The sequence below is a fragment of the Pseudomonas sp. NC02 genome (genome assembly GCF_002874965.1).
Lineage (GTDB): Bacteria > Pseudomonadota > Gammaproteobacteria > Pseudomonadales > Pseudomonadaceae > Aquipseudomonas.
Genome location: NZ_CP025624.1, coordinates 4,989,388 through 5,010,491 on the forward strand (window position 1 = coordinate 4,989,388; position 21,104 = coordinate 5,010,491).

Annotated in this window: 15 protein-coding genes; 6 read left to right on the forward strand and 9 right to left on the reverse strand. The window is 61.8% G+C overall.

The genetic code is table 11. The features are described from left to right. Positions 1–19: 19 nt before the first annotated feature. Positions 20–871, reverse strand: coding sequence for a glycine betaine ABC transporter substrate-binding protein (locus C0058_RS23205; protein WP_008433997.1), 852 nt, complete (start codon positions 869–871; stop codon positions 20–22). Positions 872–1,201: 330 nt separating this feature from the next. On the opposite strand from C0058_RS23205, the gene C0058_RS23210 reads away from it, so the two are divergent. Both C0058_RS23210 and C0058_RS23215 read left to right on the forward strand, forming a co-directional pair. After that, a complete protein-coding gene (locus C0058_RS23210) occupies positions 1,202–2,755 on the forward strand; it encodes a glycosyl hydrolase family 17 protein (protein ID WP_102370292.1) in 1,554 nt (517 codons plus the stop codon). Positions 2,756–2,990: 235 nt separating this feature from the next. Continuing rightward, a complete protein-coding gene (locus C0058_RS23215; RefSeq protein WP_371316509.1) occupies positions 2,991–3,932 on the forward strand; it encodes an IS110 family transposase in 942 nt (313 codons plus the stop codon). Positions 3,933–4,030: 98 nt separating this feature from the next. On the opposite strand, the gene C0058_RS23220 is transcribed toward C0058_RS23215, so the two are convergent. Further along, positions 4,031–4,399 (reverse strand): hypothetical protein, encoded by a 369-nt coding sequence (locus tag C0058_RS23220; protein WP_003210580.1) that lies wholly within the window; start codon positions 4,397–4,399, stop codon positions 4,031–4,033. Between the two features lie 236 nt (positions 4,400–4,635). Between C0058_RS23220 and C0058_RS23225 the strand changes: the two genes are divergently transcribed. Continuing rightward, positions 4,636–5,934, forward strand: coding sequence for a hypothetical protein (locus C0058_RS23225; protein WP_003210581.1), 1,299 nt, complete (start codon positions 4,636–4,638; stop codon positions 5,932–5,934). Next, positions 5,927–6,715: a VacJ family lipoprotein gene (locus tag C0058_RS23230; RefSeq protein ID WP_003210582.1), complete on the forward strand. Its 789-nt coding sequence runs from the start codon at positions 5,927–5,929 to the stop codon at positions 6,713–6,715. Before C0058_RS23225 ends, C0058_RS23230 begins: the two co-directional genes overlap by 8 nt. A gap of 30 nt (positions 6,716–6,745) precedes the next feature. Here C0058_RS23230 and C0058_RS23235 read toward each other — a convergent pair whose 3' ends face one another. From C0058_RS23235 to C0058_RS23265, 7 genes are all read right to left on the reverse strand, one after another. After that, complete coding sequence (locus C0058_RS23235; protein ID WP_102369649.1) at positions 6,746–8,737, reverse strand: FUSC family protein; 1,992 nt, start codon at positions 8,735–8,737, stop codon at positions 6,746–6,748. 71 nt (positions 8,738–8,808) lie between these two features. Further along, the gene (locus C0058_RS23240) at positions 8,809–9,792 is read right to left on the reverse strand and encodes a GlxA family transcriptional regulator (RefSeq protein WP_102369650.1); all 984 of its coding nucleotides are present in this window, start codon (positions 9,790–9,792) and stop codon (positions 8,809–8,811) included. 34 nt (positions 9,793–9,826) lie between these two features. Continuing rightward, a complete protein-coding gene (locus C0058_RS23245; RefSeq protein WP_003210585.1) occupies positions 9,827–10,732 on the reverse strand; it encodes a DUF808 domain-containing protein in 906 nt (301 codons plus the stop codon). A 67-nt stretch (positions 10,733–10,799) separates the two neighbouring features. Further along, complete coding sequence (locus C0058_RS23250) at positions 10,800–12,221, reverse strand: efflux transporter outer membrane subunit (protein WP_102369651.1); 1,422 nt, start codon at positions 12,219–12,221, stop codon at positions 10,800–10,802. Further along, positions 12,218–15,343 (reverse strand): efflux RND transporter permease subunit, encoded by a 3,126-nt coding sequence (locus tag C0058_RS23255; protein ID WP_043226017.1) that lies wholly within the window; start codon positions 15,341–15,343, stop codon positions 12,218–12,220. Before C0058_RS23255 ends, C0058_RS23250 begins: the two co-directional genes overlap by 4 nt. 5 nt (positions 15,344–15,348) lie before the next feature. Continuing rightward, positions 15,349–18,411: an efflux RND transporter permease subunit gene (locus C0058_RS23260; protein ID WP_102369652.1), complete on the reverse strand. Its 3,063-nt coding sequence runs from the start codon at positions 18,409–18,411 to the stop codon at positions 15,349–15,351. Between the two features lie 13 nt (positions 18,412–18,424). Continuing rightward, positions 18,425–19,552: an efflux RND transporter periplasmic adaptor subunit gene (locus tag C0058_RS23265; protein ID WP_008433882.1), complete on the reverse strand. Its 1,128-nt coding sequence runs from the start codon at positions 19,550–19,552 to the stop codon at positions 18,425–18,427. 241 nt (positions 19,553–19,793) lie between these two features. Between C0058_RS23265 and C0058_RS23270 the strand changes: the two genes are divergently transcribed. Both C0058_RS23270 and C0058_RS23275 read left to right on the forward strand, forming a co-directional pair. Then, complete coding sequence (locus C0058_RS23270; protein WP_003210590.1) at positions 19,794–20,399, forward strand: TetR/AcrR family transcriptional regulator; 606 nt, start codon at positions 19,794–19,796, stop codon at positions 20,397–20,399. 206 nt (positions 20,400–20,605) lie between these two features. Continuing rightward, positions 20,606–21,064, forward strand: a complete 459-nt coding sequence (locus tag C0058_RS23275; RefSeq protein WP_087694459.1) for a transposase — start codon at positions 20,606–20,608, stop codon at positions 21,062–21,064. Positions 21,065–21,104 lie beyond the last annotated feature (40 nt).

A 21,104-nucleotide genomic window follows, 5' to 3' on the forward strand; every position in this document is an offset into this window, starting at 1 on the left:
CTCCTACAGTTTTAACGCCTTATTTAGCGGTCCACTCGGCGACGCGCTCAGGGTGCTTGGCCACCCAGTCCTTGGCCGCCGCTTCAGGCTTGGCGCCCTCCTGGATCGCCAGCATGACTTCGCCGATTTCATCCTTGGAGGCCCACTGGAATTTCTTCAGGAACGCCACGACTTCCGGGGCTTTCTTTTCCAGGCCTTTGCTGCCGATGCTGTTGACGGTCTCAGCAGCACCATAAATTCCTTTTGGGTCGTCCAGGAAACGCAGTTTCCACTTGGCGAACATCCAGTGTGGCACCCAGCCGGTGACCGCAATGGATTCCTGTTTGTCTTCGGCACGGGTCAACTCGGCGATCATCGCCGCGCCCGAGCTGGCTTGCAGCTTGTAGTCCAGGCCATAGGCCTTGATTGCTTCGTCGGTCTTGAGCATCACACCTGAACCGGCGTCGATACCCACGATCTTGTTCTTGAAGGTGGTGTCGGTCTTGAGGTCTTCGATGGATTTGGCTTTCACGTACTCAGGCACGATCAGGCCGATCTTGGCGTCCTTGAAGTTGGGGCCGTAGTCGACCACCTTGTCCTTGTTCTTGGCCCAGTATTCACCGTGGGTCACCGGCAACCAGGCGGAGAGCATGGCGTCGAGTTTGCCGGTGGCCACGCCTTGCCACATGATCCCGGTGGCGACCGCTTGCAGTTTCACGTCATAACCGAGCTTTTGCTTGATCACTTCTGCCGCCACGTGGGTGGTGGCGACACTGTCCGACCAGCCATCCACATAGCCGATGCTCAGGGTTTTGCTGTCGGCGCTGGCCAGTGTGGAGCTCATCGCAACTACCAGAGTGGCAGCTGCGCCCAAGAGTCGTCGCATCTTCATAGTGCTTCCCCGAAAGTGCTGCGCCCGGCGGATGCCGAGCGACGTCAACCTGTTGTTATGTGGTGCACCGCGCCCCCTTCACGCGCATCGATCACGTGGGTGCCTCATCAGTGGAGGGCTGACACTTCGATCATCAACCTGCTGCCACAAGCGACCTGCTCTGACTGCGACCTCAGGTAAGCAAGAAACGACATCACATCGCCAGCAGGATGATTTGTAGGACATTCACCGACGATCCCGCCCGAACTTTGCATGTCAAAATTATGCGGCCCCACTGGGACGGCTCAAATCCGGGTAAGATGCGCGCCTTTGCCCCCAGACGGCCTGATCATGCCCGCGACTGCACGTTTCCCGCTCCTGCCCTATTTATTTGCCCTGATCCTCGGTGTGCTGGCCCTCGGCGGCTATTGGTACGGCCTTGGCCAACCGGTGGTGCTGCCGGACGTGGCCAGCGCCAGCCACAAGCTGCAATGTGCGTCCTACACGCCCTTCGACAAAGACCAGTCGCCGTTCGACCAGCCGTTCAAACTGCGCCCCGAGCGCATGGACGCCGACCTGGCGTTGCTGGCCACCCGTTTCGAATGCATTCGCACCTACTCCCAGACCGGCCTTGAAGACTTGCCGGCACTGGCGCGCAAACACGGCCTGAAGCTGATGAGCGGCGCATGGGTCAGCAGTGATCCGGTGGCCACCGCCAAGGAAGTCGAGGCACTGATCGCTTCGGCCAATGCCAACCCCGACGTCGTCACCTCGGTGATCGTCGGCAACGAAACCCTGCTGCGCAAGGAAGTTACTGCCGCGCAGTTGGTCAAGTTGATCCATCACGTCAAGGACCATATCAAGCAACCGGTCACCTACGCCGATGTGTGGGAGTTCTGGCTGCAACACCCGGAAATCGCCCCGGCCGTGGACTTCCTGACCATCCACCTGCTGCCGTACTGGGAAGATGACCCCTCGGGCATCGACCAGGCGCTCAAGCACGTGGGCGATGTGCGCCAGACCTTCGGCAACAAGTTCGCCCCCAAGGACGTGATGATCGGCGAGACCGGCTGGCCGAGCGAAGGCCGCCAGCGGGAAACGGCGGTGCCGAGCCGGGTCAACGAAGCGAAATTCATGCGCGGGTTCGTGGCCATGGCCGAGGCCAATGGCTGGCACTACAACCTGATCGAAGCCTTTGACCAGCCGTGGAAACGTGCCAGTGAAGGGGCGGTGGGTGGTTACTGGGGCCTGTTTGATGCGGATCGCCAGGACAAGGGCGTGCTCGCCGGCCCGGTGACCAATGTGCCGTACTGGCCGCTGTGGCTGGGGGTTGGCGGGATTATCCTGCTGGGCACGCTGCTGCTGGGTGGCCGCGTGCGCACGGCCCGGGCTGCGTTGTTGTTGCCATTGCTGGGCGCCGTGGCGGCCTGCTCGATCGGCACCTGGGCCGAGTTGAACCGGGTCACCGCGCGCTTCACGGATGAGTGGGTGTGGGCTGGATTGCTGGTGGCCTTGAACCTTGCGGTACTGGCTCACGCCGCCCTGGCGTTGAGTGCGCGAGAAGGTTGGCGCGAACGCGCCTTCAACTGGCTGGAGCAGCGCGCTGGCTGGCTGGTGGCAATCGCCGGGTTTGCCGGTGCGGTCATGATGCTGGCGCTGGTATTTGACCCGCGTTACCGCAGCTTCCCGAGTGCCGCGCTGGTGCTGCCAGCGCTGGTGTACCTGGTGCGTCCGGTGAGCGGGCTGCGGCGGGAGATTGCGTTGCTGGCGTTCATCATCGGTGCCGGTATTGCGCCGCAGTTGTTCCGTGAAGGGGTGATGAACCAGCAGGCGTGGGGTTGGGCGGTGGTGAGCCTGCTCATGGTCCTAGCATTGTGGCGTTGCTTGCGGGTGCGCAAGGCTTAAGACCGCTTTCGCGAGCAAGCCCGCTTGTATGCTAGGACTTGAAGGGAGGAGGAGGGACAAAGCCCGATTCTGACTGTTGGCGCAGTACAGACCGTGGGAGATTTCGCCCCTCCTCCTTTCACCCAAGCGCCGATAAAGAATGCATCTGGCTATGACCGACGATAGGAACAAGCCTGCGCCTCTGGGTGAGCCCTTCAAGTGCTCAAAACCATAGCCCGGAGGAAGTCCCATGGCAATGCCAGTTCCTGTCTCAAAGCCGATCGTTGGCGTCGATGTTGCTAAAAATGAGCTGGTGATTTACCACGCCGAACTCGATCTGCTGGAAGTAATCCCGAACAACAAAACCGCCATTAAAAAATGGCTGAAGGCCCTACCGGGCACCGTGGCAGTTGCGATTGAAGCTACCAACATCTATCACTTGGAGTTCGCTGATCTCGCCTATGAAGCTGGCTGCGTGATCTACATGGTGGGTGGATATGAGCTCAGCCATTATCGTAAAGGTGTGAATATCCGGGCTAAAACCGACGCCCAGGATGCCAAATTGCTCGCTCGCTATTTAAAAAACGAAGCCGATGAACTTCGTCCCTGGACGCCGCCATCTCCTCTGTATCGCCAGCTTTTGAGTCTTTTCCGCCGCCGGGCGGCGCTGGTCCAGGCACGCGTCAGCCTGACTCAAAGCTGGGCGAATGAGCCGTTACTGAAGGCCTCTTTTACCGAGCAGGTGAAGTCGATGCAAAAGCTAGAAGGCCTGATTGAAAAGATGATCGGTGATCGCCTGAAAGAAGCTGGACTGTCGGATCAGCTAAAGCGTTGCTTGAAAGTTGAAGGTATCGGTTTTTTGACTGGAGCCCGCTTGGTTACTAGCTTTCAACGAGGTGATTTTAGAAACGCAGACGCTTTCATCGCCTTCTTGGGCATGGATTTACGCGTTTCTAAGTCAGGACAGAAAGATAATCGTCGTAGCTTGAGCAAACGTGGCGACTCAGAAGCTCGGCGTCTTTTGCACAACGCAGCGATGGCAGCTAGCCGAACGGCTGCATGGAAGGAGTTTTATCAAGCGCAACGGGCGCGGGGTTACAGCACCACTCAGGTGCTGGTAATGCTGGCCCGCAAGCTTGCTCGAGTGGTATTTGCCTTGCTAAAAGGACAAAGCGAATACCAACCAAAGGTTGGTTGAGGGTTGCCCCTCAACCATAGAATCTCCCACACTCGACCGCATTCCAAGGGATGTACTCGGTCAAATGTGGGAGCGGGCTTGCTCGCGAAGAGGCCCTGTCAGGCAACGCGAGGCTTACGGACCAACCGCAACCCCGCAATCACCACCGCAAACACCGCAAACGTCGTGTTGTACAACGCCAACGCCGGAAACCCGAACACCAGCGCCAACACCGCCAAACCCCACCCGGCCCGGCCCGGCACGAAAAACGCCAGCACCGCCGTGACCAGCGCCGCCCAGCCCAGCACCTTGAAGTGAATCATCAACCCCAGGTTGGAACGCACCTGGCATTCCCAGCGGCTGGCTTCGTCAGCGCAAATGCCCACCCAACGGCCATCCTCCATGAATCCGTAACGCGCGCCATAACTGGCGGCCAGCCAAAGCGGCAGGGCAATAAGCAACAGGATCAGCGGAAAACGGCGGGACATGAGGCACTCCGATAGGCGAAAACGGCGCCCAGCTTAATCCCCCGGTGGCCGTTGGCAAGTTTTGCAAACAGATAAGTGTTCATTAAGGCGTGCCAAAGTGTATCGTCTCGCTACTATTACCCCGATTCCGACGTTTTTTCCGACTTTTAGTGCCGAAGGCTGGCACTTCGGCAGCAACGCGGTGGTCATAGCCTGCGAACTCCACTTCAGCACGTTTTCCTCTTAGGGATTTAGTCATGCTCCGTTCCTTGCGCTGTGCGGCCCTGTTGGGCAGCCTTTTTCTGAGTGCGTCAGCACTGGCGGTCGATATCGACCAAGCCAGCTATGGCTACCCTTTGACCAACCCGTTTGAAGCGACCATCGCCACCACCCCGCCGAACCTGCGGCCGGAACTGCCATCGGACGATCAAATCAATCAGTCCGACTACACCCTGACGATGCGCCCCGAGCGCGAGTTCAGCCTGCCTGACAACTTCTGGGCGGTGAAGAAACTCACCTACCGCATCGCCAAGCAGGACCGTGCCGCACCGCTGATCTTCCTGATCGCCGGCACCGGCGCACGCTTTGACAGCACCATCAACGAATACCTGAAAAAGCTGTACTACAAGGCCGGTTACCACGTCGTCCAGCTGTCGTCCCCCACCAGCTTCGACTTCATCGCCGCCGCCTCGCGCTTCGCCACTCCCGGCATCAGCCAGGAAGACGCCGAAGACATGTACCGCGTGATGCAGGCCGTACGCGCGCAAAACCCGACGCTGCCCGTGACCGACTTCTACCTCACCGGCTACAGCCTCGGCGCCCTCGACGCAGCCTTTGTCAGCAAGCTGGATGAAACCCGTCGCAGCTTCAACTTCAAGAAAGTCCTGCTGCTGAACCCGCCGGTCAACCTCTATACCTCGATCACCAACCTCGACAAGCTGGTGCAGACCGAGGTGAAGGGCATCAACAACAGCACCACCTTCTATGAGCTGGTGTTGAACAAGCTGACCCGCTACTTCCAGCAAAAGGGCTACATCGACCTCAACGATGCCCTGCTCTACGACTTCCAGAACTCCAAGGAACACCTGACCAACGAACAGATGGCGATGCTGATCGGCACTTCGTTCCGCTTCTCGGCGGCCGACATTGCCTTCACCTCGGACCTGATCAACCGTCGCGGCCTGATCATCCCGCCCAAGTACCCGATCAGCGAAGGCACCAGCCTCACGCCGTTCCTCAAGCGTGCGCTGCAGTGCGACTTCGACTGCTACCTCACCGAACAGGTGATCCCGATGTGGCGCGCCCGTTCCGACGGCGGCAGCCTGCTGCAACTGGTTGACCAGGTCAGCCTGTATGCCCTCAAGGACTACCTGCACGACAGCCCGAAAATCGCCGTCATGCACAACGCCGACGACGTGATCCTGGGCCCTGGCGACCTGGGCTTCCTGCGTAAAACCTTCGGCGATCGCTTGACCGTCTACCCCCTGGGCGGCCATTGCGGCAACCTCAACTACCGCGTCAACGCCGACGCCATGCTGGAGTTCTTCCGTGGCTAAATATCTTCTGCTGCTCGCCGCCCTGATGTGCGCGGGCGTGGCCAATGCCGACAACAGCAAGGCCCACACGCCAACCGTAGTGGACTCCGACGGCTTTAAGGAGCCCCTGAGCCACCTCAAGTTCAACCCTGGCCTGGACCAGCGTGAGTTCGAGCGCTCGTCGGTCAACGCCCTGAATGTCTACGACCCGCTGGAGTCGTGGAACCGCCGGGTCTACCACTTCAACTACCGCTTCGACCAGTGGGTGTTCCTGCCCGTGGTGGACGGTTACCGCTATGTCACCCCGAGCTTCCTGCGTACCGGCGTCAGCAACTTCTTCAACAACCTCGGGGATGTACCCAACCTGCTGAACAGCCTGCTGCAGCTCAAGGGCCATCGTTCCCTGGAAACCACCGGGCGCCTGCTGCTCAATACCACCATCGGCATCGCCGGTCTGTGGGACCCGGCCACCGCCATGGGCCTGCCGCGCCAGAGCGAAGACTTCGGCCAGACCCTGGGCTTCTACGGTGTACCGGGCGGCGCCTACCTGGTGCTGCCGCTGTTTGGTCCGTCGAACCTGCGGGATACCACCGGCCTGCTGGTGGACTACGGCGCCGAGACCGAGATCAACTTCCTGAACGTGTCCAAGGTCAGCGAAAACCACCCGGAAATCTGGGCCCTGCGCGCCGTCGACAAGCGCTACCAGACCAGCTTCCGCTACGGCCAGATGAACTCGCCGTTCGAGTATGAAAAGGTGCGCTACGTGTACACCGAGGCGCGCAAGTTGCAGATCGCCGAGTAATGCCCCGTGTAGGCGCTGGCTTGCCAGCGCCTACATCCCCCGCCGACACCACTTACGCCACGTAAACCGCAGTTGCAGCACCGCCGCCCTGGCCATTTCCCGATCCTGCTCCGCCAATCCCGAAGGCTGTTCAAGCGCTTCAAGCATCGCAACGCTGGCCGCATCCATCAGCGACTCATTCGCCACGCTCGGTCCACCCTCCTCCAACACCGACTCCAATGCCCGCAAATAGCGATCGCGCTCAATCGCCAACGCACCCCGGCTGCCCGCCAGGCAGGCGCGCAACTCCAGCAACTCATCCCCCAGGTCCAGCCCCAGCAATCCGTTATCCCAGTGGACACGGCGATCGGCAGGCAAGGTTTCGCTGTAGCGCGACAAGCGAATCAGCCGGTCCGCCATGCGCCCGCCAAACCAGCTTTCAGCCTGCTCCAGGGGACGGGAAGTCAATTGCGCCAGGTCGAACAATGAAGCCTTGAACATCCGCCGATAGTGATGCTCGCCGGGATTGAGCTGGATCAGCCGAAACACCACCACGGCAATCCCGACCCCCACCAGCGTCGCGATGGCCTTGTTGAGGAACGCGGCGAAGTCATAGGTCATCACATTGCTGGGCCCTACGTTGTTGACGAAAAAGATGCAGAACGCCGAGGCCGTGGCCGCCAGCTTGAGGCGGCTCATGCACAACGAGGCGAAAAACAGCGGCACTCCCAACGCCAGGCATAACAAGGGAAAGCCATCGAAGCCGGGCAACAGCACGAAGCACACAAAACCGGCCACCGGGATCGACAGCGCTATGCCCTTGAGGAAGTTAAGGCTGGAAGCCGACGGGTTTTCCCGCGCTGCAAACAGGCTCAACACCACGCCACAAATCGATACCGCGCCCAAACCCGAAGGCCATGCCGTAAAGATCCAGAACGCCGCGACCGCCAGAAACGCCAACGCACTGCGCAGCCCGCCAAGCACCCCCTGCTCGATATCCCGGTGCCAGGACATCGCCCCCGGTGCGCCGGGCGGCACCCTGCCCTGCTCGACCGCCGACAGCGTCAATGCACCCAGCTCAATCAAGCGCAACACCTGCGCCAGTTGCACCAGGCAAAAGTGCGCCTCTTGGCCAAGCTGCGGATCCTGCAACGCCAGGCCAAGCCGTTGAGACAACTCGGGCAGTTCATCAAGACGCTCCTGCTGCAACGCCGAAGCCACCGCTTCAATCAGTGGCCCGACCGCCGCCGTTTCATCGAGCATCATCCGCTGGCGCGCCACGCCCCGCGCCGCCCGCAGCAGGCTAAGCAGATCACGGCTGAGCACCCGCAAGGCCTGGGAGCGGCGCCGGCCCTTGGGCCCTTCAAACCAGGCATGGTCGCGCTGGCTGTCCACCGCCACCAGGCGGCTCAATGCTTCGAGCAAGCCTTTACGCTGGTCGGTACCCAACAGCTCCGAAGCGGCAGCCCGCACCCCGGCCTGCCAGGCGGCGCGCGCCTGAACCGCCAGCACCTGCTCGACCCGGCGCGGCCACAGAATCGTACTGGCGATGGAAGCACAAAGAATCCCCAGGCTGATCTCCTGGCAGCGTGCCACCGCCTCATCGAACACTCCCAGCGGTGCCGCCGTAGCGGGTAGCGCAATAATCGCCGTGGTGTAACCCGCCAGCACAAACCCATAGGACGCGTGATTGCGCAGCAACGAAGCCCCGGTGGTACAGAACGCCAGCCACAGCGCCATGCACAGCAGGAACAACAACGGCGCCTGGCCAAACACGCCGATCATCGCAATGGAAACCATGGCCCCGACAAACGTACCCACCAGCCGATAGGCGCCTTTGGCCAGGACCATGCCGCTGGTGGACTGGCCCACGATAAATACGGTGGTCAGGGCCCACTGCGGTTGCTGCAATTCAAAACAGAAGGCCAGGTACAACGCGACCCCGCCGGCGATCATGTTGCGCAAGGCAAACAGCAGATCGCTACGGGACGGGGTCAACGTCGCCTGCCAGAAATCAGGGAGCTGGAAGGTGGAGGATTTCATTAAACCTACATATAGATAGCAAGCTAATGATTAGCATCGTATCTATATTCGTGGCGAATGCCAATCTCAGGCTATTTGACCAGGCGCTTTTCCTTGGATGGCCTGTAGCCAAAGTAGGCGCTGTAGCACTTGCTGAAATGGCTCGGCGAGACAAACCCGCAGGCCACCAGCACGTCCACCTGGGACAGCTCGGTGTGTTGCAGCAGCCGACGGGCCTCGGTGATGCGCAGTTCCAGGTAATAACGCTGGGGCGTGGTGCCAAGCTGGTCCTTGAACAAACGCTCCAACTGGCGTCGGGAACGGCCCGCATAAACGGCCAGTTGCTCAAGCTCCAGAGGCTCTTCGAGGTTGGCGTCCATCAGGTTGACCACCTCGCGCAGGGGTGCGCTCAAGCACACGTTTTCCGTGGGTTTCACCCGCCGGTAGCGCGACTCCTCAAACGCCAGGATGTCCTCGATCCCCTCCACCAGCGCTTTGCCGTACAGCCCCTTGATCCAGTCCAGCGCCATATGAAACGCACCGGAAGGGCTCGATGCCGTCAGCCGGTCGCGATCAATCACATAGGGTTCGCTGCTGACCTGCGTCGCCTTGCAGAAATCAGCGAGGGCCGGGCGATGTTCCGGGTGCACGGCGCAGCGGTAGCCGCCCAGCAATCCTGCACGCCCCAGGAACCACGCACCATTCCACAAACCGGCCAGGCTCACACCCTGCTCCGAGGCGCTTTTCAGCAGGTGGATAAACTCCTCCGCAGCCTTCAGTTCAGTGCGATAGCCACCGCATATCACCAACAGGTCCAACTCTTTAAGCACCGAAGACTCAAGCCGCGCATCGGGCCGGATCACCAGCCCCAGGTCACTGATCACCTCGCCTTCCCGCAAGCCGAAGGTCGAGGTAGAAAAAGAAGCGGGCCGCAGCAGGTTGGCGGTGATCAGCGTATCCAGCGCCTGGGTAAACGCCGGCAGCGAAAAATGTTCGAGCAACACAAATCCCGCACGCACCGTCTGGCGGGCCTCGCCGGGATTTTCATTCAGGTAACGGAGGTTCTTGCCTTTCATGCCCCCGCTGAATTGCCGTCGCTCGATCAAATGCCTATGCCCTCACCCGCTTCCAGAGGTTACCCACCGCACTGACCACCGCCAACACCACGGCCCCGGCAATGATCCCCGCCACGGCATTGAGCAACGTCGGCATCAACCACGCCAGGCCGCCAGTACTCTGGCTCACAGTCTCGATCCAGTGATGCACCACCGGCACACCATGGGTCAGGATGCCACCGCCGACCATGAACATCGCCGCCGTACCGATCACCGACAGGCTTTTCATCATGTACGGCGCCGCCCGCAGGATCGCCCCGCCGATGCTGCGCGCCGCCTGGCCGGGCTTCTGGGTGAGCCACAGGCCCAGGTCATCGAGTTTGACGATACCGGCCACCAAGCCGTAGACGCCGATGGTCATGACGATGGCGATACCCGACAACACGATCACTTGCTGCATCAGCGGTGCATCGGCCACGGTACCGAGGGTGATGGCGATGATTTCGGCGGAGAGGATGAAGTCGGTACGGATCGCGCCCTTGATCTTGTCCTTCTCGAAGGCCACCAGGTCCGTGGCCGGATCCGCCACGGCTTCCACCAGGTGCGCCTGCTCTTCGGTGCGTTTGTGGAAGAAGCTATGGGCGAGTTTTTCGAAACCTTCAAAACACAGGTAAGCGCCGCCCAGCATCAACAACGGCGTGACCGCCCACGGCGCAAACGCGCTGATCAGCAACGCAGCCGGCACCAAAATCAGCTTGTTGACGAACGAGCCCTTGGCCACCGCCCACACCACCGGAATTTCCCGCTCGGCGCGCACCCCGGAGACTTGCTGGGCATTCAGCGCCAGGTCGTCCCCCAGCACGCCGGCGGTTTTCTTCGCAGCCATCTTGGTCATCAACGCCACATCATCGAGCACCGCGGCGATGTCGTCGATCAATACCAGCAAACTGCTTCCTGCCATGGCTCAGGCTTCCCGTGATTCAAAGTGCGCCGAGAATAACGCGGCGCACCCCGGGTTAGCGAGCCGTTCAGCGCGCAGGCGTTTGCCAGCCCCCGCCAAGGCTCTGGATCAGCGCCACACTGCCCTGGCTGAGCTGGCCCTGGGTGTCGCGAAGATTCTGCTCGGCTTGCAGCAACACCAGTTGCTGGGTCAGCACGGCCTCCTGGCTCACGGTGCCGGCGCGCAACTGTGCTTCCTGGCTGCCGAACAGTTGCTGATTACGCTGGTACACCTGCTGGAACGCATCGGCCTGGGTTTGCAGGTGGTTGATTGCCGACAGGTTGTCTTCAACGTTCTGCAAGGCGCTGAGCACGGTGCCCTTGTAGGTCGCGGCGATCTGGTCATAGCTGGCCTCGGCCTGCTTGACCGCCGCTTCGCGGGCGCCGCCATCGAACAGGGTTTCCGCCAGCGCCGGGCCCAACGTCCAGATGCGATTGGGCAGGGAGAACAACCCGCCCAACGCACTGCCGCGGTAACCGGCCTCGGCAGTAAGATCCAGGGTCGGGAAGAATGCGGCTTCAGCCACGCCGATTTTCGCGTTGGCCGCCGCTGCCGAGCGCTCCGCCGCCACCACATCGGGACGCCGTTGCAGCAGGGTCGACGGCAAGGTCAACGGTGGCCGCGGGACCACGAAGCTGTAGTCATTGCGCACCGCCACGCTGAATTCACTCGGCGCCACGCCCACCAGCACGGCCAGCGCGTGTTCGTATTGCTCGCGGTCGCGCAGGGAGGTCTGCAAGTCGGCAATCGAAGTGGTCAACTGGTCCTGCGCCACCAGCAACTGGTCGTTGGTGGCGACGCCCTGGGTGAACTGCACCTGGATCATGTCCAGCAGTTGCTGGTTGATCTTCTGTTGTTGCTGCAACAGGCGCACGTCGATGTCCATCTGCCGCAGGGCGAGGTAGTTACTCGCCACGCTGGAACTGATGGACAGCCGCACCCCGGCCAGCAACGCATCCGATTGCTGGGCCGTCGCCTGGCTGGACTCTATCCCGCGCCGCACCAGGCCCCACAGGTCCGGCTCCCAACTGGCGGTCAAGGTGGCGCTGACACTGTTCTGCACGCCGCCCGCCGTGGTACCGGTGGTGGACGTGCCGCTACCACTGCCTGCCGTTCCCCGCGAACCCGACAATCCCACGCCCACCGTCGGCCACAAACCGGCCCGGCTGGACGCCACCTGCGCCTGAGCCAAACGGTACGCGGCCTCCGCCGCGATGATCGATTGGTTGGCCTTGGCCGAGCGCGCCACCAGGTCGTTCAGCACCGGGTCCTGATAGGCCAGCCACCACTGGCTGTCCATCGCCCCTTGGGGGTTAGCCGCCGCGCGCTGCCACTGCGCGCCTTCCTTGAAGGTCTGCGGCAGCTCCATGGCGGGCTTCTGGTAATCGGGCCCGACCATGCAGCCGCCGAGCAGCAAGCTGATGCAAAGCACGCTGTATTTCACGTTCATAACCTTGCTTCCTTACGCCGACCCAGGCGCTGTGACGCCCGGTCGAGCCACAGGTAGATCACCGGGGTGGTGTACAGCGTCAGCACCTGGCTGAACAGCAGGCCACCAATAATCGAAATCCCCAACGGCCGGCGCAACTCAGAGCCATAACCGGTGCCGAGCACCAGCGGCAGCGCGCCAAGGATCGCCGCCAGGGTCGTCATCATGATCGGCCGGAAACGGATCAGGCACGCCCGGCGAATCGCTTCCTTGGCCGTGAGGCCGAACTCCCGCCGCTCGGTGATCGCGAAGTCGATCATCATGATCGCGTTTTTCTTCACGATACCAATCAACAGAATCACCCCCACCAGCGCAATGATCGACAGCTCGGTGCCGGTCAGCAGCAAGGCGATCAACGCACCGACGCCGGCCGAGGGCAGGGTCGACAGAATGGTCAGCGGGTGCGTCAGGTTTTCGTAGAGGATGCCCAGCACGATATACACGCACAGCAACGCAGCGACGATCAGCAGCGGCTCACTGGCCACCGACGACTGGAACACCTGGGCCGTACCGGCAAACTGGCCGACCACACTGGCGGGCATGCGCAGCTGCTTCACCGCATCGTCCACCATCGCCGTGGCCTGGCCGATGGACGTGCCGGGCGCCAGGTTGAACGAGACTGTCACCGCCGGGAACGTGCCCTGGTGACTGATGGAAATTGCGGTGCGCGCCACCGTGTTATCCGCCAGTGCCGAGAGTGGCACCAGGGTCTGCCCGGTGGTCAGGTTGGGCGCCGCCGTGGTGCCCTTGGTGGTCGTGGCCTGGGTGCCCGTCGGCACATAAATGCCCTTGAGCGCGGAAGGGTCGGTCCAGTATTCCGGCGCGATTTCCATCACCACGTGGTACTGGTTGGCCGCGCGATACAGAGTCGCGACCTGGCGCTGGCCAAAGGCGTCGTACAGCGTCTGGTCGACCGCCGAGACACTCACCCCGAGGCGCGCCGCCGTGTCCCGGTTGATTTGCACATTGGCCAGCAAGCTGTTGTCTTGCTGGTCGGTATTGAGGTCGGTGAGTTGCGGCAATTTGCGCAGCACCGCCACCACCTTGGGCACCCATTCGTCCAGCGACTCCTGGTCATCGGCGGTCAGGGTGTATTGGTATTGTGCGCCACTTTGCCGGCCACCCACGGTGATGTCCTGGGCCGACTGCAAATACAGCTTGGTGCCCGGCAAGTCGCCGAGGCTGCGGCGGATCTGGCCGATGATTTCGGTGGCGTTGTCCTTGCGCTCGCCCAGGGGCTTGAGCAATACAAACATCTGCGCGCTGTTGACCGCCCCGCCGCCCCCTCCGCCACCGCCGACAAACCCGGCGACGGTTTCGATGTTCGGGTTTTTCATCACCTTGCGGTTGATCTCGGTGAAGTCCTTCTGCATCGCCCCATAGGAAATGCTCTGGTTCGCCAGGATGCTGCCCTGCAAGCGCCCGGTGTCTTCCTGAGGGAAAAAACCCTTGGGCACCAGCACGTACAACACGCCGGCGAGCACGATCACCAACACCGTCACAAAACCCATCAGCACCGTATGGTCGATCACCCAACCGAGGGTGCGATCGTAGAAGCGGTGAAAGCGCGAGTCCGGGTGTTCATTGCCTTCATGAATCGCTTTCGGCGCGCGCAGCAGCACGCTGGCGAGCATCGGTGTAACCGTCAGCGAGATCAGCATCGAGATCACGATGGCCACCGACAACGATACCGAAAACTCCCGGAACAGCCGCCCGACAATCCCGCCCATCAGCAGCAGCGGAATAAACACCGCCACCAGCGACACGCTGATGGTCAGTACCGTGAAGCCGACTTCCTGGGCACCGGCCAGCGCCGCTTCCACCCGGGTCTTGCCGCGCTCCAGGTGGCGCATGATGTTTTCCACCACCACAATCGCATCGTCCACCACAAAGCCGGTGGAAATCGTCAGCGCCATGAGTGACAGGTTGTTCAGGCTGTAGCCGAGGAAGTACATCGCGCCGAAGGTGCCGAGCAGCGACAGCGGCACCACAATCGCCGGCACCAGGGTGCTGCGCCAGTCGCGGAAGAAGCCGAAGGTCACCAGGGTCACCAGCAGGATCGACACCAGCAACGTGATCTCGACGTCATGCAACGAGGCGCGAATGGTGGTGGTGCGGTCCATCAGCAGGTTGAGCTTGATCGTCGCCGGAATCGAGCTTTGCAGGAACGGCAGCGAGGCTTTCACCGCGTCCACCGTTTCGATCACGTTGGCGCCCGGCTGCTTGAACACCACCAGCAGTACCGCCGGCTTGCCGTTGGACAGGCCGAAGTTGCGCAGGTCCTGCACGTCTTCGCGCACGTAGCCCAGGTCGGCGATATGGATCAGGTCGCCGTTGTGGGCCTTGACCACCAGCGGCCCGTAGTCCTTTTCATCGAGCAACTGGTCATTCGCCGCAATGCCGTAGTTACGGTCGCCGATGGCCACGTTGCCCTTGGGCAAGTTGACGTTGGAGGCGTTGATCACCTGGCGCACCTGCTCCAGGCTGACGCCGTACTGGTTGAGCCGATCGGGGTTCAATTCCACCCGCACCGCCGGCAGCGCCCCGCCGCCCACCGTCACGTCACCGACCCCGGTGGTCTGCAACAACTTTTGCTCCAACAGGGTCGAGGCCACGTCATACATCTGCCCCGGCGTGGCGCTGTCGGAGGTCAGGCTGATGATCAGAATCGGCGAATCCGCCGGGTTGACCTTGCGGTACGTCGGGTTGCCGGACAGGTCGCTGGGCAGGTTGCTGCGGGCGGCATTGATCGCCGCCTGCACATCCCGCGCGGCGCCGTCGATGTCGCGATTCAGGTCGAACTGCAAAATGATCCGCGCCGAGCCCAAGCTGCTGGATGAGGTCATCTGCGTGACCCCGGCGATCTGCCCGAACTGGCGCTCCAGGGGCGTGGCCACTGAACTGGCGACGGTGGTCGGATCGGCGCCGGGCAACGAGGCGCTGACGCTGATGGTCGGGAAATCCACCTCCGGCAACGGCGCCACCGGCAACAGCATGAAGGCCAGCGCGCCAAACAGCGCGAGGCCGGCCGCCATCAAGGTGGTTGCAATCGGGCGGCGAACAAACGGCGCGCTGAGGTTCATTGCCATCAGACCGCTTCAGCCGGGCGGCGGCTGAAGCGCTGCCCCAGGCCGTGCATGGCGAGGAAGATCACCGGCGTGGAAAACAGCGTCAGCAACTGACTGAGCAACAACCCGCCGATAATCGCGATGCCCAGCGGGTGACGCAGCTCCGAACCAATCCCCGTACCGAGCGCCAGCGGCACCGCGCCGAACAGCGACGCCATGCTGGTCATCAGGATCGGCCGGAACCGCAACTCTGCCGCCTGGCGGATCGCGGCCGTGGGGCTCAGGCCGCCCTCGCGTAACAACTCCAGGGCAAAGTCGACCATCATGATGCCGTTTTTCATCACGATACCGATCAGCAACACAATGCCGATCAGGCCGATGATGTCGAACTGCGTGCCCGTCACCAGCAGCGCCAGCAAGGCCCCGAGTGCTGCCGAGAGCAGCGTCGAAAGGATCGTCACCGGGTGCACGAAGCTCTCGTACAGAATCCCCAGCATCAGGTACACCACCACAATCGCCGCCACCACCAGGAATACCTGGTTGGACAGCGACTGTTCGAACGTCGCCGCCGCGCCTTCCAGGTTGGCCTGCACCGACAGCGGCAAGCCGACCTTGGCCTCGATGTCCTTGAGCCGCGTCACTGCCGTGCCAAGGGTCTGGCCCGGAGCAAGGTTGAACGACACGTCGGCATACGGAAACTGACCCAGGCGGTTGATGGTCACGGGCGTGCGCACCACCTGCATGGTCGCCATGCTCGACAGCGGCGCCACACCGCCACCAGGAATGTCCACGTACAACCCGGTGAGCAGGTCCGGCAAGTTGCGCGGCGGATGGTCGGTGGCGATCACCACGTGGTACTGGTTGAGCTGGGTGTAGATCGTCGAGACCTGGCGCTGGCCGAAGGCGTCATACAGCACATCGTCAATCGCCTGGGGCGTGATACCGAGTCGCGAGGCGGTGGCGCGGTCAAAGGTCAGCTGGATCTGATTGCCGAATTGCATCGCCTGGCTTTGCACGTCGGTGAACATCGGGTCTTGCTTGATCGCCGCCAGCAGCTTGTTGGTCCACGTTTCCAGCTCGTCCGGATCGGTGGCTTGCAGGCCCAGCCGGTAGCTGGTGGTGGACACCGTGGCGTCGAGGGTCAAGTCCTGTACCGAGTGCAGGTACAGGCGGATCCCGGCGTCGTCGGCGTTGGCATCGGAGAGCCGGCGGATCACCTCGGTGGCACTGTCACGCTCGCCGCGGGGCTTGAGGTTGATCAGCAGGTTGCCCTGGTTGATGGTCGGGTTGGTCTGGTCGATACCGACGAAGGACGACAGGCTTTGCACCGCCGGGTCCTTGAGGATTCGCGCGGCCAGGCGCTGTTGTTCGGTCTGCATCTGCTGGAATGAAACCGTCGGCGCCGCCTGGGAAATACCCTGGATCAGGCCGGTGTCCTGATCGGGAAAAAAGCCCTTGGGCATGATCACCAGAATCATCAGGGTCAGCGCGGCGGTGAGCGCTATCGAGATCAGGGTCAAGGTGCGGTGCGCCAACACCCAGTCAAGGCCACGCACGTAGTGGGTGTTGATGCGGTCGAAGAAATCCGCGCGGCGCTCCTGGTGCTTATTCTTGAGCATCCGCGCGCACATCATCGGCGTGAGGGTCAGGGAGATGAACGCCGAGATAACGATGGTCACGGCCACGGTCATGGCGAATTCGCGGAACAGCCGGCCGACCACATCGCCCATGAACAGCAGCGGGATCATCACTGCAATCAGCGCAATCGACAGCGAAATAATCGTGAAGCCGATTTGCTCCGAACCCTTGAGCGCCGCCTCCAGCGGCGAGTCGCTTGCCTCGATATAGCGTGTGATGTTTTCGATCATCACGATGGCGTCGTCCACCACGAATCCGATGGCGATAGTCAGCGCCATCAGTGTCAGGTTGTTCAGGGAAAAGCCCAGCGCATAAGCCACCGCCAGGGTGCCCACCAGCGTCAGCGGCACGGTGACTGCCGGAATAACCGTCGCCGCAACGTCGCGCAGGAAAATGAAAATCACGATCACCACCAGCAGCACCGCCACCGCCAGTTCGTACTGCACATCGGTGACCGAGGCGCGGATGGTTTGCGTGCGGTCGGTCAGCACATCGACCTTCAAGGTACCCGGCAAACTGGCCCGCAGCTTGGGCAGCAATTGCTGCACGCGGTCGACCACCTGAATCACATTGGCGCCGGGCTGGCGCTGAATGTTCAGCACAATCGACGGCGTGCTGTTGGTCCACGCAGCCTGGCGCGGGTTCTCCGGGCCCTGGGTGGAACTGGCGATCTGCGACAGGCGAATCGGCGCGCCATTTTTATAGGCGATCACCAGGTCGCGGTATTCCTCGGCCGATTGCAGCTGGTCGTTGGCACCAATCGAATACGCCTGGAACTTGCCGTCGATATTGCCCTTGGCCTGGTTGACGTTGGCCGTGCCGAGGGAGGTGCGCAGGTCATCAATGGACAGGCCGAGGCTATTGAGCGCCGAGGTATTCGCCTCGACCCGCACCGCCGGGCGCTGACCGCCGCTGATGGTCACCAGGCCGACGCCAGTGATCTGCGAGATCTTCTGCGCCAGCCGTGTATCCGCCAGGTCCTCGACCTTGGTCAGCGGCAACACATCGGAGGTCAGGGACAGGGTCAGTACCGGCGCATCCGCCGGATTGACCTTGCTGTACACCGGTGGGTACGGCAGGTTGGCCGGCAGGAAGGTGCCGGCGGCGTTGATCGCGGCCTGCACTTCCTGCTCTGCCACGTCCAGGGACAGCGACAGGTCGAATTGCAGGGTCACCACCGAAGCGCCGTCGGAGCTGGTGGAGTTCATCGACTTGAGGCCCGGCATCTCGCCGAGCTGGCGCTCCAGCGGCGCGGTGATCGAGGAGCTGACCACGTCCGGGCTGGCGCCGGGGTATTGGGTGAAGACCTGGATGGTCGGGTAGTCGACTTCAGGCAACGCCGACACCGACAACAGGTGATACCCCAACATGCCCAGCAACAGCACCGCGACCATCATCAAGGTGGTGGCGACGGGACGTTCGATAAAGGGCCGCGAAATGTTCATGCTCGGCAGCTCCTCACTGGGCGACGACCTTCACGGCCGAACCGTCATCCAGTTTGTCGGCGCCTTCGGTGATCACCTGCTCGCCTGGCTTGACGCCGTTCTCGAGCACCGCCGACACATCGCCCATCGATGGGCCGGTCTTGATGTTGCGCAGGCTGGCCTTGTCGCCATTCACCACGAACACAAAATCGCCCTTGCTGCCATGCTGGATCGCCCGGGTGGGCACCACGGCAACCTGGGCCAGGGTGTCGGCCTTCAGGCGCGCATTGACGAACTGGTTGGGGAACAGCGCACTGCCCGAATCATCGAACTGCGCCTTGACCTTGATGGTGCCGGTGGAGGTGTCTACCTGGTTGTCCAGGGCCAACAGGCTGCCGGTGGCCAGCAGGGCTTTCTTGTTGCGGTCGTAGGCCAGCACCGTCACGGCGCCACGGCCCAGGGCCTGGTTGATTGCACCCAGGTCGTCCTCGGGGACCGCGAACACCACGGTGGCCGGGTTCATCTGGGTAATCACCACGATGCCGGTGGTGCTGGTGGTGGTGACGTAATTGCCGGGGTCGACCAGGCGCAGGCCCACCACACCGTCGACCGGCGAAGTGATGGTGCAGTAGCCGACCTGCACTTCAAGGTTCTGCACATTGCCCTGGTCGGCGGCCACGGTGCCCAGTTGTTGCTGGACCAAGGACGCCTGGGTGTCGACGGTTTGCTGGCTGGTAGAGCCGGCCTTGACCAGTTCGCGGTAGCGCACCAGATCGCGCTGGGCATTGCTCAACACAGCCTGGTCGTGGGCCAGGGTACCCTTGGCCACGGCCAGTTGGGCCTTGAGAGCACGGTCATCGATCCGCGCAATCACCTGGCCCTTGCTGACGTGCTGGCCTTCCTTGAATTCCACGCTGCTGAGGATGCCATCGACCTGGGTGACCACGGTCACACTGCGGGTGGGGGTGACGGTGCCGAGGGCATCGATATACACCGGCACGTCCTGCAACACCACCGGCACCACGGCCACCGGTTCGCCGGTGACGGCCGGCCGGCCTTTGTGCCCGCCTGCAAAGAAGTGCAAACCCAGGGCAATCAACAACGCTACCAGTAACAACGTGCCAACGGCCCAGGCGAACGTACGTCGTCTGCTTTTCTCCACGGGTTTCTCTCTCGAACGCCGAAAACAGGAAGGGGCGGCCAGGCTAAATGGCCGCTCGCTGCCTGAACTCTAGCAGCGCGCTCGAGCTGTGCCTGTACGACCGTGAATGCGTTCAGCATCAAGACAGACAAAGTCAGCTGGGCGCCCCGCCATGCAAGGGCTGCGGCGGGATTCTTGAGCCCTGCGCAAAGCCGGTGCTACCATGCCAGACCGCCTGTCTTGGCAAGGAACCTCCTGGTCTATGAGCACCATTCGCGAGCGCAACAAAGAACTGATCCTGCGGGCTGCCAGTGAGGAGTTTGCCGACAAGGGCTTCGCCGCGACCAAAACCAGCGACATCGCCGCCAAGGCCGGGCTGCCCAAGCCCAACGTCTACTACTACTTCAAGTCCAAGGACAACCTCTATCGCGAGGTGCTCGAAAGCATTATCGAGCCGATCCTGGCGGCCTCCACACCGTTCAATCCTGATGGCGACCCTTCGGCCGTGCTGAGCGGGTACATCCGCTCGAAGATCTGCATCTCCCGGGATTTGCCGTTTGCCTCGAAAGTGTTTGCCAGTGAGATCATGCACGGCGCCCCGCATTTAAGCCCCGAGCAGGTGGAACAGCTGAATGCCCAGGCCAAGCACAACATCGACTGCATCCAGAGCTGGGTGGACCGTGGGCTGATTGCGCCGATTGATCCGCATCACCTGATGTTCAGCATTTGGGCGGCGACGCAGACGTATGCGGATTTTGACTGGCAGATTTCGGCGGTGACCGGGAAGGCGAAGTTGGATGAAGCGGATTATGAGGCGGCGGCGCAGACGATTATTCGGTTGGTGTTGAAGGGGTGTGAGCGGGACTGATAGACCGCGGTGTAGCCATCGCAGGCAAGCCAGCTCCCACACTGGGTTTGTGCCGGACACAGAATGTATGAACGACGGAGATCCACTGTGGGAGCGGGCTTGCCCGCGATAGCTATCGCCCAGACACATCCTGCCAAAAGCTGGCCCCCCCCTTAAAATATTCCTGTCTAGCCTTTCAGAACTCACTTCTGCAAAGGGGCAACGGAATGCCTGATCTACCCGCATCATGTCGTCTACGCACAGGCCGCTATAACGAACCCAACCGAATTTATCTTCTGACCAGTAACACACTGCATCGCGAACCAATATTCAGCGACTTCAAGCTAGGCAGACTGGTGGTGCAGCAATTCAGAATTGCGCAAAACCAGCGACTGGCAACCTCACTCGCCTGGGTAGTGATGCCCGATCATTTCCACTGGTTGATTTCGCTGGAAAACGGTTCGCTGGCTGACCTGATGCGCCAAGTCAAATCCAAAAGTACTCGAGTCGTGAATGCCGTTGCCGGGCGAAAAGGGCGTCTTTGGCAACCAGGTTTCCATGATCATGCCGTGCGGCGCGAAGAAAACCTTGAGGGCATAGCTCGGTACATCGTGGCCAATCCCTTGAGGGCGGGGCTGGTGAAAAAATATGGCGACTACCCACTGTGGGATGCGATCTGGCTTTGACTGGAGACCGAGTCGCCGCCATCGCGGGCAAGCCCGCTCC